Below are 15,076 nucleotides of genomic sequence, written 5' to 3' on the forward strand. Positions count from 1 at the left end.
AACTTAGACGAACTTTCAGGCCTCGTCAATAGAAAAAACAAACATTGTTTGTTGTATACCTTACGAGAAAAATGAGGAAAGTCAAAGTGAGGCACTTCACATGGTCGCCATGGATTTACAATATGGTCAGACCAATATATTTCTGTTTTGCTATATAGAACGGCCGGAGTTTTACCTCGGGTTCCCCGCTTTTTCGGCAGAGCTCCTTGGAAAAACTCTGGTTCTGGTGTCTGGCCGGGGCAGAAACAGGGGCGAGGCAAGACCTTGAAGCCGCAAAGCCTTTGCCATTTTCGCCCAGTGCGGGTAAAGTCGGGGGAGTGCGTCCCCCGGCAACCCGAGCAGGCAGGAAATCAGGCATGTATTATTATTTCGATTACCAGGAGCCGGTCTTTCGGCCCCCCTCCGAAGCCCAGTCCCTCATCTTCCAGATCACCGTCGGCTGCAGCCAGAACCAGTGCCGCTTCTGCGGCATGTACAAGATGAAATCCTTCCACATCCGCTCCGTAGACGAAATCGCCGCCGAGATCGCCGAGGTTCCCCCCCATCATCGCCCCCACATCCGGCGGATCTTCCTCGCCGACGGCGACGCCCTCGTCTATCCCCAGGCCGGTCTGCTCGACATCCTCGACCGCCTCGCCGAGGCCTTTCCCAATCTCACCCGCGTCGGCGCCTACGCCTCGCCCAACAGCCTCACCACCAAAAGCCTGGCCGATCTCGAAGCCCTGCGCGAAAAGAAGCTGCGCATTCTCTATTTCGGTCTTGAAAGCGGCGACGACGACACCCTCAAGCTGGTCAACAAAGGTTTTAACGCCGCCGACATGCTGCAGCTCTGCCGCAAAGCCCAGGCCGCCGGCCTCAAGCTCTCCGTCACCGCCATTCTGGGCTTGGCCGGCAGTGAACGCAGCCGCGAACACGCCCGCGCCACGGCGGCGTGGATCACCGAACTCTCCCCCGAATATTTCTCCCTGCTCACCATGTTCCGTCGGCACAACGACGCCTATTTCCGCCTCATCCGCCCCTTGAGCAACGGCCAGGTCATCGAAGAAGCCCTCGACATCGTGCGCCACCTCGACCCCCAGCGCACCATCCTGCGCTCCAACCACGTCTCCAACATCCTCAATCTCGCCGGCAGCTACCCCAAAGACCGCGACCGCATCATCGCCCAAGCCGAAATGGCCCTCGCCGAAGCCAAGAAACACCCGCAATGGTTCAACCTGGTGCCCGAGTATGAGGAGGAGTTTTTTTAGGAGGAAGGGCTTTTATGAAACCCATTGAGACAAACGTACTGATTTATCAGGCTGATGATGGGAAAACCCGTCTTGACGTACAACTGGATAACGAGACTGTCTGGCTGACCCAGGACCAGATGGCCGAACTTTTTGATCGAGATCGCTCGGTAATCACCAGACATCTTCGAAATGTTTTCAGAGAAGGCGAATTAGTCGAGTCAGCAGTTCGTGCAAAATATGCACGAACTGCTGCTGACGGAAAAACCTATCAAACTCAGGTTTACAATCTCGATGCCATCATTTCGGTTGGATATCGCGTAAATTCCAAACGTGGCACCCAGTTTCGCCAGTGGGCCACGCGGGAGGGGGAACGTCCTTGACACCTCGGTGCGAATAAAATGTAGGGGCGCGATTCATCGCGCCCAGATCAGCCCAAGACGCGACAAACCAGGGCGCGATGAATCGCGCCCCTACGGTGGTGTTCGTTGTAAATGAAATGGTATGTAGGGGCGCAATTCATTGCGCCCTGTATGCCCAAGGGCGCGATGATCGCGCCAGGTCGGAGGGTTGGATGGTTTTCAAACCGGATATACACCATCGGCGGTCCATCCGGTTGCGGGATTATGATTATTCCCGCGATGGGGCGTATTTTGTGACAATATGCACGCACGAAAGGGAATGCCTGTTGGGCGATGCGGGTAATGGCAAGGTGGTGATGAATCCGAACGGGCGCATTGTTCTGGAGGCCTGGCAAGATTTGCCCCTTCATTACCCCCAAGTCACATTGGATTCGTTCGTTGTCATGCCGAATCATCTGCATGGGATTGTTGTGATTAATAACCCCGTAGGGGCTCAATTCATTGCGCCCGAATCGGCGAACCCGGCCCCCGGTCATCAGGGCGCGTTAAACCAGGGCGCGATGAATCGCGCCCCTACGGTGGGTGAAATTGTGCGGGCATTCAAGGCACGTTGTACCCATGCCATTAACCAGTTCCGCAATACCCCCAGTGCTCCGGTCTGGCAGCGTAATTATTACGAACGTGTTATCCGTGACGATGTGGAATGGGATGGTGTCCGACAATATATCGTCGAAAATCCAGCCCGCTGGGAAGAGGATAGCAATCATCCGACGCGGGTGCCGTAGGGGCGCGATTCATCGCGCCCGCTTGAAAAAAGGTGTGAAACTCAGGGATTTCCTGATACACAAATCGGTTTTAATCCTTTATTATTGCGTGGTTGCTTTTGCTGGGCGGCGCTTTATGCCGCTTTTCCTCTGATATGGCTCCTGCTGACTGGATGGTTGCCCCATGACCCCTGCACCTGAACAAGAAGCCCGCGAACAGATTGATCGCCTGCTGCTGCAGGCCGGGTGGCAAGTTCAGGACGCTAAAACGGCCCACATCCATGCCGCGCTTGGCGTTGCCATTCGTGAGTTTCCGCTCCCCGGCTTCGGCTTTGCCGATTACCTGCTCTACATCGACGGTCAGGCCGCCGGGGTGATCGAGGCCAAAAAGGCCGGCAGTACCCTGACCGGCATCGAAGTCCAATCCTCCAAGTACACGCAGGGGCTCCCCTTTTGTTACGAATCGACCGGCATCGAGACCCGTTTCACCAACGGCCTTGACCCAGAGCCGCGTTCCGCCGTTTCTCATAGGGGCGGCAGACAGCCAGAATATTCCCGCGCCCCAGCCGAAGAAAAAGCAGCAATTGGACCTGTTTGATAATAAAAAAAGCTAATTGTGGCCAGCTGGTTTGGCGTGGTTTGTCCCACTGTCCCCATGCCGTTACCTTCATATGGCCAATTATTCAATATAGGAAGGACCTGAAGTGTCACGACTCACAGACCTCATAGCACAAGCCAAGGCTAAAGATCCCCAGATGGGGAAGGACTTGGAGCGGGAATTCAAGGCGTTGTCATCGCGTCTTGCCTTTGGGCTGAACTTTGAACGGCATCGGCCCGAGGAGGTTGAGCTGCCTGGGCGGCCGGTACGCAAAGGGGACAAGGTGCGGATTCTTCCGGCGCGCGGTACGATCGCCAAGGGGGATCCGCGGCTCTGGTTGGTCAGGGGCATTGCAAAGGTCAAAGGGAAACGGATCGCGCACCTTGAATTGACCGGTGACGCCGGGCCGGAGACGTGCGATATCCCAGCCGATGATCTCGTTGTTGTGGCGGAATTCCGGGACTACATCTATCCAGGGCTCGTGAGCACCGGCAAGGTTGAGCGGGGGGGAGACAAACCCTTTCACACGGTCATCAATGGTGAGAACTACCATGTGCTGGAGGCGCTGACCTACACGCACCGGGGCAAGGTGGACGCCATCTACATTGACCCGCCCTATAATACCCGTGACAAAGACTGGAAATACAATAACGATTATGTCGATTCAGATGATCAGTACAAGCACAGCAAGTGGTTAGCAATGATGGAGAGACGTTTGAAACTCGCGCAGGTGTTGTTAAACCCTGCCGACTCTGTACTGATCGTCACAATTGATGAGAAGGAGTATTTAAGACTAGGTCTCTTGCTGGAGCAGACATTTACTGAAGCTCGCATTCAAATGGTTTCTAGCGCAATCAATCCTGCTGCACAAGCGCGAGCTGGCTCCTTTGCACGTATTGACGAATATATATTTCTGATTATGTTGGGGAATGCTGCACCTACAAAGCTTCCACTGAGTCGTGAGTGGGTGAGCGCTAAGGGCAGAACTCACACCGGCAAGGCAAGATGGGATTTACTGAGACGCTCCGGTACTGCACCCAAGCGGTCCGACTCGCCTGGAGGGTTTTACCCAATTTACGTCGATGATAAAACGCGTCGAGTAATAGAAGTCGGCGAGCCCCTTCCTGATGGTGTATCTATTCCACCCAAAAGGGTTGATGGTGCAACTGCAATCCTTCCTATCCGTAAAGATGGAAGCGAAGGCCGTTGGCAAATTTCGCCAACAACACTTCGCGGCTACATCAAACAGGGTCGAGTGAGCATTGGAGGTAGCCAGCGGAAAGGATATGTTGTTTATTACTTGAAGCCGGGAGAGTGGGCTAAGGTAGAATCTGGCGAATACAAAGCCGAAGGAATCGGAGTTGATGGTGCCGTCGTTCTTTCGAAAAACGAGGAATCTGAACTACAAGTCACCGCAGTTCCATCCACGCAATGGAAAATCCCGGCACACGATTCAACGCAATATGGCAGCCGTTTACTTCTCAATATCATCCCTGGGCGCAAATTTCCGTTCCCAAAGAGTCTTTATGCCGTTGAAGACGTCCTTCGCTTCTTTGTTCAAGAGAAGCCTGCTGCAATAATTTTAGATTTCTTCACTGGCTCTGGCACCACCGCCCATGCCGTGATGCGCCTGAATCGCCAAGATGGCGGCCGCCGCCAATGCATTTCCGTGACCAATAATGAAGTCGCCGCCGATGAGCAAAAGGCTTTGCGAGAGCAAGGACTACGCCCCGGCGATCCTGAATGGGAACAGTGGGGCATCTGCGACTACATCACCAAACCCCGCGTGGAGGCCGCCATTACGGGCAAAACCCCGACCGGAGAGTCGATCAAGGGGGACTACAAGTTTACCGACGAGTTCCCCATGGCGGAAGGCTTTGTGGAGAACGCCGAGTTTTTCACCCTGACCTACGAAACCCCCGTAGCGGTCAGCCATAACCTTGCCTTTGCCCGCATCGCACCGTTGTTGTGGCTGCGGGCCGGCAGCCAGGGACGGCGGATCGAAACCCTGCCTGCCAGCGGCTGGGAAGTTGCCAATAGCTATGGCATTCTGACGAACCTGGATCAGACGGATAAGTTTTGTGCGGCTGTCGAGAAAAAAGACGGTTTGTGTGTCGCCTATATCGTCACTAACGACGACCGCCGCTTTCAGGCGATTGCCCGCAGTCTGCCCGAAACAGTGGAGCCGGTGCGTCTCTATGAATCGTATCTGACGAACTTCAAGTTTGCGAATGGAGATTGATAGATGAAGTTTACCCTGAAGGATTACCAGGACGAGGCGGTGCGGGATGTGCTTGTCAATCTGCGTAAGGCCCGCAAGCGTTGGCGGGAGGAAGGCGATCGGCATGCTTTTTCTCTGACGGCGGTGACGGGTGCGGGTAAGACTGTTATGGCGGCGGCAGCCTTTGAGGCGCTGTTTCATGGCGACGACAATTACGACTTCGAGGCTGATCCCGGCGCTGTAGTTATCTGGTTCAGTGATGATCCGTCTTTGAATGAACAGACAAGGTTCAGGCTGATGGAGGCTTCCGACCGGCTGAATCATTCTGATCTGGTGGTGGTGCAGAACACCTTCAACCGGGAGAAATTTGAGCCCGGCAAGATCTATTTTCTCAACACCCAGAAGCTAGGAAAGAAGAGTCTCCTCGTTCGGGGTTTCGAGCCAGATGAGGCTAATCCGGCCTTCCCAGAAATGCGCCCGGACCTTCGATCCCATACCATCTGGGATACGATTCAGAACACCATTGACGACCCCTCTCTGACTCTGTATCTGGTGCTCGATGAGGCGCACCGGGGGATGGGTAGCCAATCGGCGGCGGTACAGAAAGATAAATCGACCATCGTCAAGAGGCTTATCAACGGGGCGGGCGCGGTGCCGGCGATCCCGATTGTTCTGGGGATATCCGCTACCGTGGAGCGATTCAATACCGCCATGGCCGAAGCGCATGAGCGCGATCCTCTCCGCAACGTCATTGTTGATTCTGCCAAGGTGCAGGAGTCTGGCCTGCTCAAGGATACGATCATCCTGGATATCCCCGATCAAGTAGGCCAGTTCGACACGGTACTGGTACGTCGGGCCACCGGCAAAATCAAGGAGTCGAGTGAGGCGTGGGCCGAGTATTCCAAACAGCAGGATTCCAAGGAAATCGTCAAACCGCTTATGGTGCTCCAGGTACCTAATACACCGGACCCCAACGAGATCGGGCGGGCGCTGGACACCATCTTTCAGCAGTGGCCGGAGTTGACTAGCGAGGCGATTGCCCATGTGTTAGGCGACCACACGAACCAGACATTTGGCAGACATACGGTGCCGCATATTTCCCCCGAGCGGGTTCAGGATTCCCATTGGGTCCGCGTGCTCATCGCGAAGGAAGCTATCAGTACCGGCTGGGACTGCCCGCGAGCCGAGGTTCTGGTTTCCTTCAGGCCCGCCAAGGATCGCGATCACATAACCCAGCTGATGGGGCGTATGGTTCGGACACCCCTGGCGCGGCGAATCCCGGGCAATGATCGGCTTAATTCTGTTGACTGTCTGCTGCCTTTTTTCGATGCCAAGTCCGTTAACGATGTTGCCGATGCCCTGATGAAGGGGGGCGACGACGGCAAAGACCTCCCAGGTCGCCGCGTCCTTATCAATCCCAAGGAGATGACGCCGAATCCAGCTGTTGCAGAACCAGTCTGGGAAAAGTTTCGGTCGCTGCCGTCCCAGTCCTTGCCGCAGCGGGGAGCAAAGCCGGTAAAGCGGTTGACTGCGCTGGCACATGAACTTGCGTGGGACAAGTTGTTGCCGGGTGCTGGAAAGACCGCCCATAAGGAAATGCACAAGGTGCTAGATGCGATTCAGGAACGCTATGCTAAGGAGATTGCTGCTGCCCGCAAGGACGTGTTGACGGTGGAAGGGAAGAGCCTGAATGCCGATATGAAGAACAAAGCGAAATCCTTCGACGACTTTTTGGAGGAGGCTGACTATATCGTGATCGAGGATGCTTATCGCCGCGCCGGGCGCATCCTGAGTCCGGATATTTCCCGGACCTACGCCGAATATTTGGCCGCTAAAAATACTGATGCTGAAGATATGGAAGAGGCGCTGATGGAAGCCCACGCCGATATCGCGGCGCTCGGCTTGGTTACCAATGTGAAAACCTGTCTCGACGCTGAAGCGGACAAACTGGCCAAAGCATGGTTCGCAAAATACAAGGCACAAATCAAGGAGTTATCTGACGAACGGCAGGAGGTGTATCGCTCGCTCAAGGAGATGAGTACGGAGCCAGGGGAAATAGACCTCGCCATGCCGAAATCGTGGACGGTGGCAACTACCGAGCAGGATGAACATGGCAACAAAAAGCCGCTACCGACGTACAAGCAGCACATGTTGTGCGACGAGAGCGGCTTGTTCCCTGCTGAAATGAACGATTGGGAGCGTACCGTGCTGGCGGCGGAGATGAAGCGTCAAGGTTTTCAGTTCTGGTACCGTAACCCGTCGCGTCCAAGCCAGGATTCTCTGGGGATCGCTTATACCGAGGAGCAGCAGGTAAAAATCATGCGGCCAGACTTCATCTTTTTCTCGGCACAGGAGGACGGCACCATAGTTGCCGACCTTGTTGACCCCCACGGGACCCAATATGGTGACGCGCTGCCAAAACTTCAGGGACTGGCTCAATACGCCGAAGCCTATGGGGCGGTGTATCGTCGCATTGAAGCTGTCGCCGAGGTGAAGGGTAAATTGCGTGTGCTGGACCTGACAGATGCGAGGGTGCGTAAGGCGGTGGTAGCGGCTGAGGACATCAAGATACTCTATGCGGGGACGTTGGCTAGCGACTACTGAGCACAGTTTGGGAGTTCGCAGACCGTATGCGGGGTCGGACCAGCCCAGGTACCCGAAAACATAAAATAAAGGCGAAATTTCATCGCACATAAAACGCGTATAGGCCGATTTTTAAGGGCAAAAACGGGTTTATAGATTTGCCGTGAGTCGTTTTAGGTTTGCAGGGGGAAACACCCCATGGAAACTTTGTTAGAAAAGAACCTTATTGCACCATAGAGCCTTAATCCATGGATTTGCCTATGATTGACTACAGCTCATTTTTTAAGGAATGGAAATGTTGGGATAAATTCGAAGACCGCATTGATGGGATAAATGGCGTTTATGCCTTCAGGCTGAAGAATAAATTCGGAAGACTCATCGGCGAGTCTGAAATTCTCTATTTCGGAAAATGCGATCAAAACCCTAAACGAAATAGAAGACCTGGCCTTTGGCATCGCCTGAAAAATTACAGACAAAGCAATGCTGGGGCATCCAAGAGGTTGCAAGATTTGGAGAACACGGTGGGTGGTAGATGCGAGATAGAATATGCATATGTCGTCTGCCAGAATCCACGAGAAACTGAACAAATGCTTCTCCAGGATTATTTTTCAAAGCATTTCGAATATCCTCCATTAAATAGAAATTCTTAGACGTAACCCTAAAAGCAGTGGTGCAGAAGGGGACCTACAGAGTTCAAATATTGAAAAATGTGGACGTGACTGCTTTTCTGCTCTGGAGGGGCGTACCCAACTCAAACAGATTTATGAAAATATGGAAAGCAAATGACCAACCTCACCACCGCCATAAAACACTTCACCTCCCTCAACCGCGCCCCCGGCGTGACCTGGACTGAGGCCACCAAACGCAAGGCGCCGCACAAGCCGATCCTGCTGCTGGCGGTACTTGACCTGGTGCATCGCGGTGTCGTCACCAACCCATTCATCGACGTCACGGCCGATCTGGTGGAGCTGAACGAGCTGTTCAACCTTTACTGGCGACGGGTCGTGCCGCTGGGGCAGACCAGCAGTATCGCCTTTCCCTTTTCCCGCCTCGCCCGCGAACCGTTCTGGGAATTGGTTCCCCAGCCTGGCAAGACTGTCTCCTCTGCAATTATTAACAATACCTCGTCGGTCAGCTATCTGCGCAAGTATGCCTTGGGTGCTAAGCTTGATGACGAGTTGTTTCAGGTGATGCAAAGCGGGCAGGGGAGGGAGGCGCTACGGGAAACCCTTCTGCAATCCTGCTTCTCGATGGATGCGGCAGTGCTGCTGCGGGAGCAGTCGTTGATCAACGGGGCGGCGTATGATTACAGCCGGGTTCTGGAAGAAAAAGCTCACCTACCGCTGGTGAAAGAGATCGTCGAAGCGGAGAGCTACCGGCCGGCAGTGCGGGACCAGGCCTTCCGCAAGGTTGTAACCACTGCCTATGACCACCGCTGCGCCCTGTGTGGCATCCGCATCGTTACCCCGGACGGACATACGGTGGTGGAGGCGGCCCACATCGTGCCGTGGAGCAAATCAAAGAACGACGACATCCGCAACGGTATGGCGCTCTGCCGTACCTGCCACTGGGGCTTCGATGAAGGAATGCTCGGCGTTGCTGACAACTACACAGTAATCACTGCTCGCACCATCGGCAGCGACCCTAATTACCCAGGTCTCCTCACAATGCTTTCAGGCCGCGCCATTCTACCGCCAGCGGCTCGTGAATACTGGCCTGCCCAGGAGTATTTGCGAGAGCATCGGAAAGAGTGGCGATTGTAATTGAACGATAAAAAGCTGGAATGCTTTCTAGAAAGGCTCATGGTTTTGAAATGATTCGGTTACTATTAGCAGCTGTTTTTATTTTTGGGGTGCATGTCGCACCTGCTTATGCCGTCACCTTCGACATCTGGCATACCGGGATGACCCGTCAGGAAATTCTCCAGGTTGCCCAGGCAAGAAACATTCCATTAGCAAAGGGGGGAGGGCTTAATTTAAACAGAAGGTATGATCCCAAACTGCTGGCTGGTGATGCGACCAGTTACAATTACCAGACAACCCTGTTTAATCACTCGGCCAAGGTTCAGCTTCGTTTGTCACCTGCGAAGGGGGGCTATGGCCAGTTTCTGTATGAGATCGACGTTATCTTTACGGATTCATCGAAAAACAAAGATCTGCGACCGTATGTGACCCGCATGTTGCGGGAAAAATACGGTCCGCCTCAGGTTGTCCCCGACCTTGTCAGGCAGGTGCTTCTATGGAAACCTGAACCGAATAACGAGATTCGTCTCACGAGTTTCATGGTGACAATGCAGGTAAATTACGTTGATTTAAAAATTAAAAAATTTGCTGATGAGCTTTCAAAATCAACTTACGAACTACCTGGTAATCCTGTAAACCACAGGGATTCAGGCAAGTTTTGAATTGACTACATTGGGAGTATTGACGTGCGACAAAGTCTGAGTGAATTTACCGCTGAGAGAATTGCAAGACGTAACGAATCGGCCTACTCTGCGCTGATGACGGTCGCCATGCTGATCAAGATGGGGGCGGTAATTGGTGGCGTTTGGGGTGTGGTGATAGGTTTCAGAATATTTTTCGAGGCAGGGATGCCTGGGGCGCAACAGACTGGCCTTTTGGTGATCTTTGGTTCGTTTTTCTCGGCTCTCTTTACATACGGCTATGCAGAAATATTGAATGCAATAAGGGATACGGCAAAGAATACAGAGGCTTCAGCCGACTATCTCGCTGCTGTCTTAACATACATGGAGCGAGTTGGGGATAAGGGCACGCAGGAGACGCCGGATGATTTCACTTTAGGCCGAATCCCAGCGGGAAAGACTCCACGGCAAATTCGCCCTAATCAGAGTTGAGGGTGCCTAAAAGATAAAGAAACGGATTCGTACCCCTTCAAAATGTTCTTACCCGACCAACCAACGGAGAGTCCCATGAGCGAAGTTGCTTTTGAGCCGTTTTACGAGCGCTGGGCCGATCGCCTCGGCCTGGGGGTGGTGGGAAAACTACTGCTCTCCGTGGCCGCCGCCCTGGTTTTCTTTCTCCCTTACTATGCCCGTGTCGGCACCACGGCCCTGCACAACTGGAGCTGGCTGCTGGCCTTGCTGATCGCCGGCGCGCCGATCTTCCTCTTTTTTGCTACCGCGACCCTGCGCCAACTCTTTCCACTGTGGGAGGAACATTGCGAAGAACCGGGGCTGGCGACCTTTCTGGTGCCGCTGAACCGGGTGTTGAGTGATCGCAACTTCGTGCTCGCCGGTCTCGGCTTCGGCCTGGCGAATACCGCCATGGGAGCCTTGTTCGGCGTGTCGGAGCCTGATCCGGTGGCGGCCCTGCTGCTTTTCGCCGGTTTCTTTATTGCCGGTTTCATTTGCGGTCTCCCCGCCTGGGGGATATTCGGCGTGGTGACGACCTTCCGCAAATTCACCCGCGCGGCAGAGCTCAAACTCGATTACACCGCCCCGGACCGTTGCGGCGGTCTTTCTTTCTTTGGTGCGGCGCTGGTCAAGTTCAGCGTGGTTACTCTGGCCGAGGGGGGCTTGATCGCCACCTATATTCTGATGGCCTCCTGGACGCGCGAGTCCAACCCCTGGGTGCAGCTGGTGATGTGGGGCTGGATTGTTTTCCCCTTTCTGCTTTCGCTGCTGGTACTGCTGGTGCCGGCGCTCGATCTGAATCGGATGTTGAGACGCTACCGTCAGGATATGGAACGGGAGCTGAAAAGCAAATGCGCCGTCCTGCGCCGACGCATCGAGGAAAACAGCGGGGCGGCGGATCTGGAACGGCTGCATAGCGAGTATGGTTATCTGTGCAGCCGCCGCGAGGAAGTGCACGGCATGCGCAACTGGCCGTTCAGTCTCGGCGCCACGACCACCTTTGCCGGGGCGTTCGTGTCGAATCTTGTCATTGCCGTCGAGCTCGGCAAAACGCTTTTCGGGGCTTAGGTGGGGACAGGCGTGATGGCCGCAGAAAATCAAAAACATTCATGCCCCTTCTGCCAAATCGACACATCCCGAATCCTCATGGCCAACGATCTGGCCATGGCCATCGGCGACGGCTATCCCGTCAGCCCCGGTCATAGTCTGATCATTCCCAAGCGGCATATCGCCTCGATCTTTGAGGCGACGGCGGCGGAGCAGGCGGCCCTGTGGGAGCTGGGCGTGAAGACGCGGGAACTTCTGCAAGCCGAGCATCAGCCGGACGGGTTCAACATCGGCATCAACGACGGGGAGGCGGCGGGGCAGACGGTGAGGCACCTGCACATCCATCTGATCCCCCGTTATGCCGGCGACACGCCGGACCCGCGCGGCGGGGTACGGTGGGTCAGGCCGGACAAGGCTTCCTACTGGAAGTAAACCAGGGCGCGATGAATCGCGCCCCTACGGCGGTATCCGATGTGAATGAAATGGTATGTAGGGGCGCAATTCATTGCGCCCAGATCAGTCTGATCCACAACGATCAGAGGCGATAAACCAGGGCGGGTTTGAAACCCGCCCCTACGTGGAGGGTACATGGGTTTGGGACGCATGGTGAATAACCAGATGGGCAAAGTCAGGGCGCATCTGACGCAACTCGATGGGCAGCCGTTGGGCAAGGCGGCTTTTGTCATTCTGCTTTTTCTCGATCTCTTTATCCTTATCGCCATCTTTAACGGGCTGGACGAGCACACCCGGCAGCTTCCTTCCCCTGCGGAAACCATTCCGCAGACCTGCCGGGAGATGGTGATCGACCGGGAGTGGAACCCGAGCAACCGCACGGACAACCTGGGGCAGATCGTCACGGCGCACAGCGGAAGCTATTACCGCCTTGACGAGAAAAAGAAGGACCTGCACCCGGTCTGCGCGCCCTATATCGATCTGCTGGATCAGGTCAAGACCGACGAGAACCTGGTCAGCGCCTTTGAAGACCGCAAACAATTACAGTTTGAAGCGAAGGCGCTGCAGCGCAGCATCGACAGCCTGAAGGGCGCTTACGATACGACCCTGCTGGAAAACATCGCCAGACAGCCGTCAGACCAGCCGACGGTGGCGGCGATTAAGGGGGAGGTGCAGCAGAAGACCGGCGCCCTGAATGCACTGACGAACCAGCTCGCCGCTCTGGAACGGACCATCAACGAGGATGCGCGGGTGCGGAGCCTCTGGGAAAAGCTGCAGGGGATTGAAAAATCGGAGCGGGACAAGCTGCTGGCCGAGCTGCGCCGCTTGAACTTCTGGTATCCGGTCAAGAAGCTGGGGATGCAGCTGCTCTTTCTGTTGCCCCTCTTCGCCGTCTTCTACGCCTGGAACGCGGTGAGCATCCGCCACCATCGCGGGGTGCAGGCTCTGGTCTCTTCCCATCTGCTGGTGGTGGCCTTTATCCCCATCTTTGGCAAGATTGTCGAGACGATCTACGACATCATCCCCCACAAGCTTCTGGATAAACTCATCGATATCCTCGTCTCCTTCAAGCTGGTGGCCATCTGGCACTACCTGGTCATGGCTCTGGCCATCGCCGCCGGACTCTTCCTCATCTACCTCTTCCAGAAAAAGCTCTTCACCCGCGAGCGCCTCATCGACCGCCGCATCGCCAAGGGGGAGTGCCAGCAATGCGGGCGCCATCTGCCCGCCGAAGCGTGTGCCTGTCCCTTCTGCGGATTCCAGCAGTTCACCCCCTGCGAACAATGCCACGCCTTGCGGCATGTGCATGGCCGCTTCTGCCGGAAGTGCGGGGCGCCATCCCCCTGATAAAATCAGGGCGCGATGAACCTGGGCGCGATGAACAAGGGCGCGATGAATCGCGCCCCTACGGGTACCCGATGGGAATGCAACACCATGTAGGGGCGCAATTCATGGCGCCCTGTTTTTCGTACACCCCGTCGGCGCACCGATTCCCGGTTATCTGGGCTGGTTGGGACGGTGTAGGGGCGGGTTTGAAACCCGCCCTTACGATTAGCGTTTCTTGCCGCCACCACCGCCGCCACCGCGTTCGAGAATCCGCACATCGATATAGGTCAGGTTGTTGACGAAATCGAGGACCGCCTCGGCGCCGACGGTGGGGTTGTTCTCTTCTTCGGCAATGACGATTTCACCTTCCGTGACGTCTTCTTCCACGGGGAGCAGGATGCGGGTGCCCGGATCATCGCCGCTGGCCGCTTCAAAGAAGGTGTTGAGGGTGACTGTCGCGCCGCTGGTGTCGGTGCCGCAGGTTTCGTCCAGGCTGAAGGTGATGCGATAATCGCCGGCGGCCTCGCCACCGTTGACGATGGCATCATTGAGGCTGCGCACGTTCCAGGTGTAGCCGAAGATGACCTTGCCCTTGACATTGATTTCCGCCGAGTAGTAACCGGGTCCGTCCCCGCCTTCATAGACGGGCTTGTTGAAAATAGGCGGATTGACCAGGTTTTCGCCCGACCACAGCTTGGCCGTATCGTCCCAGATCAGATTGGCCAGCAGGGGATTGGTCTCCCCGGGGATGTTGGGGTCGTCCCGGCTGACGAGCAGCTTCTGGATGGTCATCCGAGCGCAGGGGGAGTAGACCGTCGCCTGGTTGCCGGGGCCTTCCAGCACATTCGATCCCTGTACGGCCAGGCCATGCACCTCGTCGATGCCCCAGCCGTCAACGTGACGCATCTGATATTCCTGCATCGGCGTTGCCAGATCCTGGTAGAGCACCACTTCGGTGCGCACCTGTGACCGCGTGTACCAGTCCACTGATTCCAGATTGTCGCCCCAGTCGATCCAGTCCACCACCACGGGGGCACCGATGCCCTCGGCTGCCGCCGCCTGCCAGACGTTGTTCACGTCCTTCTGCACATAGGCCCGCACGTTCCCTTCTCCCGGGAGAGAGCCGGTGGCCTGGTTGGGAATGCGGTCGTCACAGAAACCATTGTCATCGGGATCGGGCAGGCAGCTTAAGGGGACATCATCCCCCGTCGTGCCCCACCAGTACCACCAGGTGCCATTGGTGACCGGGGTCATGCCGGGTGTTCCCGTCAGGGTCTTGCTGACGCCCTCGGCCCAGATCACCGGAAAACTCAGGTTGTTGCCGGCCGCCTCCTCACCACCCCCCGGTTTGCCGGGGATACCTCCTTTGGCGGCCAGGGCCAGGCACGGCCAGGCCAGCAGGAGAATGGCCGTTATGGCCGTCAGGGTGCCAATCCACGGAATACCTCTGGTCCATCCGCCTGGTCTTTTCATAACGCCTCCTTTTTGTTGGAGGAGAGTCGCGCCGAACCCCTCCCTTGATAGACGTGTAAATAGGTAAAGATTAATCTTATTATTTCAGAGCAGGCCGGGGGCGCAATGGTGCAAGGGGCGCTTAATGAGCAACGAAGGGGTAGATACGAAA

General features: G+C 55.8%; 13 protein-coding genes and 1 pseudogene. 13 read left to right on the plus strand and 1 reads right to left on the minus strand.

Features of this window, described 5'->3' with window-relative positions; genetic code table 11:
* Positions 1-356 precede the first annotated feature (356 nt).
* The 13 genes and pseudogenes from AOP6_RS03520 (at position 357) to AOP6_RS03580 (ending at position 13,473) form a co-directional block, all read left to right on the plus strand.
* Entirely contained in the window at positions 357-1,247 is an 891-nt protein-coding gene (locus AOP6_RS03520) for a radical SAM protein (protein ID WP_155875247.1), read from the plus strand.
* Positions 1,248-1,261: 14 nt separating this feature from the next.
* A pseudogene (gene rhuM / locus AOP6_RS03525) lies at positions 1,262-1,591 on the plus strand (RhuM family protein); the annotation flags it as partial.
* 209 nt (positions 1,592-1,800) lie between these two features.
* A complete protein-coding gene (locus tag AOP6_RS03530) occupies positions 1,801-2,373 on the plus strand; it encodes a transposase (protein ID WP_155875249.1) in 573 nt (190 codons plus the stop codon).
* Positions 2,374-2,536: 163 nt separating this feature from the next.
* Complete coding sequence (locus AOP6_RS03535) at positions 2,537-2,950, plus strand: hypothetical protein (RefSeq protein WP_213194742.1); 414 nt, start codon at positions 2,537-2,539, stop codon at positions 2,948-2,950.
* Between the two features lie 106 nt (positions 2,951-3,056).
* Positions 3,057-5,192, plus strand: coding sequence for a DNA methyltransferase (locus tag AOP6_RS03540; protein WP_155875250.1), 2,136 nt, complete (start codon positions 3,057-3,059; stop codon positions 5,190-5,192).
* Between the two features lie 3 nt (positions 5,193-5,195).
* Positions 5,196-7,775, plus strand: coding sequence for a DEAD/DEAH box helicase family protein (locus tag AOP6_RS03545; protein ID WP_155875251.1), 2,580 nt, complete (start codon positions 5,196-5,198; stop codon positions 7,773-7,775).
* A gap of 239 nt (positions 7,776-8,014) precedes the next feature.
* Positions 8,015-8,404: a hypothetical protein gene (locus tag AOP6_RS03550; protein WP_155875252.1), complete on the plus strand. Its 390-nt coding sequence runs from the start codon at positions 8,015-8,017 to the stop codon at positions 8,402-8,404.
* A gap of 189 nt (positions 8,405-8,593) precedes the next feature.
* Positions 8,594-9,517 (plus strand): HNH endonuclease, encoded by a 924-nt coding sequence (locus AOP6_RS03555; RefSeq protein WP_225897345.1) that lies wholly within the window; start codon positions 8,594-8,596, stop codon positions 9,515-9,517.
* A gap of 20 nt (positions 9,518-9,537) precedes the next feature.
* Entirely contained in the window at positions 9,538-10,158 is a 621-nt protein-coding gene (locus AOP6_RS03560; RefSeq protein ID WP_155875254.1) for a hypothetical protein, read from the plus strand.
* Between the two features lie 24 nt (positions 10,159-10,182).
* Positions 10,183-10,608: a hypothetical protein gene (locus AOP6_RS03565; protein WP_155875255.1), complete on the plus strand. Its 426-nt coding sequence runs from the start codon at positions 10,183-10,185 to the stop codon at positions 10,606-10,608.
* 75 nt (positions 10,609-10,683) lie between these two features.
* A complete protein-coding gene (locus tag AOP6_RS03570; RefSeq protein ID WP_155875256.1) occupies positions 10,684-11,694 on the plus strand; it encodes a hypothetical protein in 1,011 nt (336 codons plus the stop codon).
* 15 nt (positions 11,695-11,709) lie between these two features.
* On the plus strand, positions 11,710-12,105 hold the full coding sequence (locus AOP6_RS03575) for an HIT family protein (protein ID WP_155875257.1): 396 nt from the start codon (positions 11,710-11,712) through the stop codon (positions 12,103-12,105).
* 156 nt (positions 12,106-12,261) lie between these two features.
* Positions 12,262-13,473 carry a zinc ribbon domain-containing protein gene (locus tag AOP6_RS03580; protein ID WP_155875258.1) on the plus strand — a complete coding sequence of 404 codons (1,212 nt, stop codon included), beginning with the start codon at positions 12,262-12,264 and terminating at the stop codon, positions 13,471-13,473.
* A 204-nt stretch (positions 13,474-13,677) separates the two neighbouring features.
* Here the strand turns inward: AOP6_RS03580 and AOP6_RS03585 are convergent, their stop codons facing one another.
* The gene (locus tag AOP6_RS03585) at positions 13,678-14,925 is read right to left on the minus strand and encodes a hypothetical protein (protein WP_155875259.1); all 1,248 of its coding nucleotides are present in this window, start codon (positions 14,923-14,925) and stop codon (positions 13,678-13,680) included.
* Positions 14,926-15,076 lie beyond the last annotated feature (151 nt).

Origin of the sequence: Desulfuromonas sp. AOP6 (genome assembly GCF_009731355.2) — a bacterium.
In the GTDB taxonomy this organism is placed as follows: Bacteria; Desulfobacterota; Desulfuromonadia; order Desulfuromonadales; family SZUA-540; genus SZUA-540.

What these genes read in the sequence shown, in the direction of transcription:
- AOP6_RS03520 (WP_155875247.1), top strand. Translation starts at nt 357, where the DNA reads ATGTATTATTATTTCGATTACCAGGAGCCGGTCTTTCGGCCCCCCTCC.
- AOP6_RS03530 (WP_155875249.1), top strand. Translation starts at nt 1,801, where the DNA reads ATGGTTTTCAAACCGGATATACACCATCGGCGGTCCATCCGGTTGCGG.
- AOP6_RS03535 (WP_213194742.1), top strand. Translation starts at nt 2,537, where the DNA reads ATGACCCCTGCACCTGAACAAGAAGCCCGCGAACAGATTGATCGCCTG.
- AOP6_RS03545 (WP_155875251.1), top strand. Translation starts at nt 5,196, where the DNA reads ATGAAGTTTACCCTGAAGGATTACCAGGACGAGGCGGTGCGGGATGTG.
- AOP6_RS03550 (WP_155875252.1), top strand. Translation starts at nt 8,015, where the DNA reads ATGATTGACTACAGCTCATTTTTTAAGGAATGGAAATGTTGGGATAAA.
- AOP6_RS03560 (WP_155875254.1), top strand. Translation starts at nt 9,538, where the DNA reads ATGCTTTCTAGAAAGGCTCATGGTTTTGAAATGATTCGGTTACTATTA.
- AOP6_RS03570 (WP_155875256.1), top strand. Translation starts at nt 10,684, where the DNA reads ATGAGCGAAGTTGCTTTTGAGCCGTTTTACGAGCGCTGGGCCGATCGC.
- AOP6_RS03575 (WP_155875257.1), top strand. Translation starts at nt 11,710, where the DNA reads ATGGCCGCAGAAAATCAAAAACATTCATGCCCCTTCTGCCAAATCGAC.
- AOP6_RS03580 (WP_155875258.1), top strand. Translation starts at nt 12,262, where the DNA reads ATGGGTTTGGGACGCATGGTGAATAACCAGATGGGCAAAGTCAGGGCG.
- AOP6_RS03585 (WP_155875259.1), bottom strand. Translation starts at nt 14,925, where the DNA reads ATGAAAAGACCAGGCGGATGGACCAGAGGTATTCCGTGGATTGGCACC.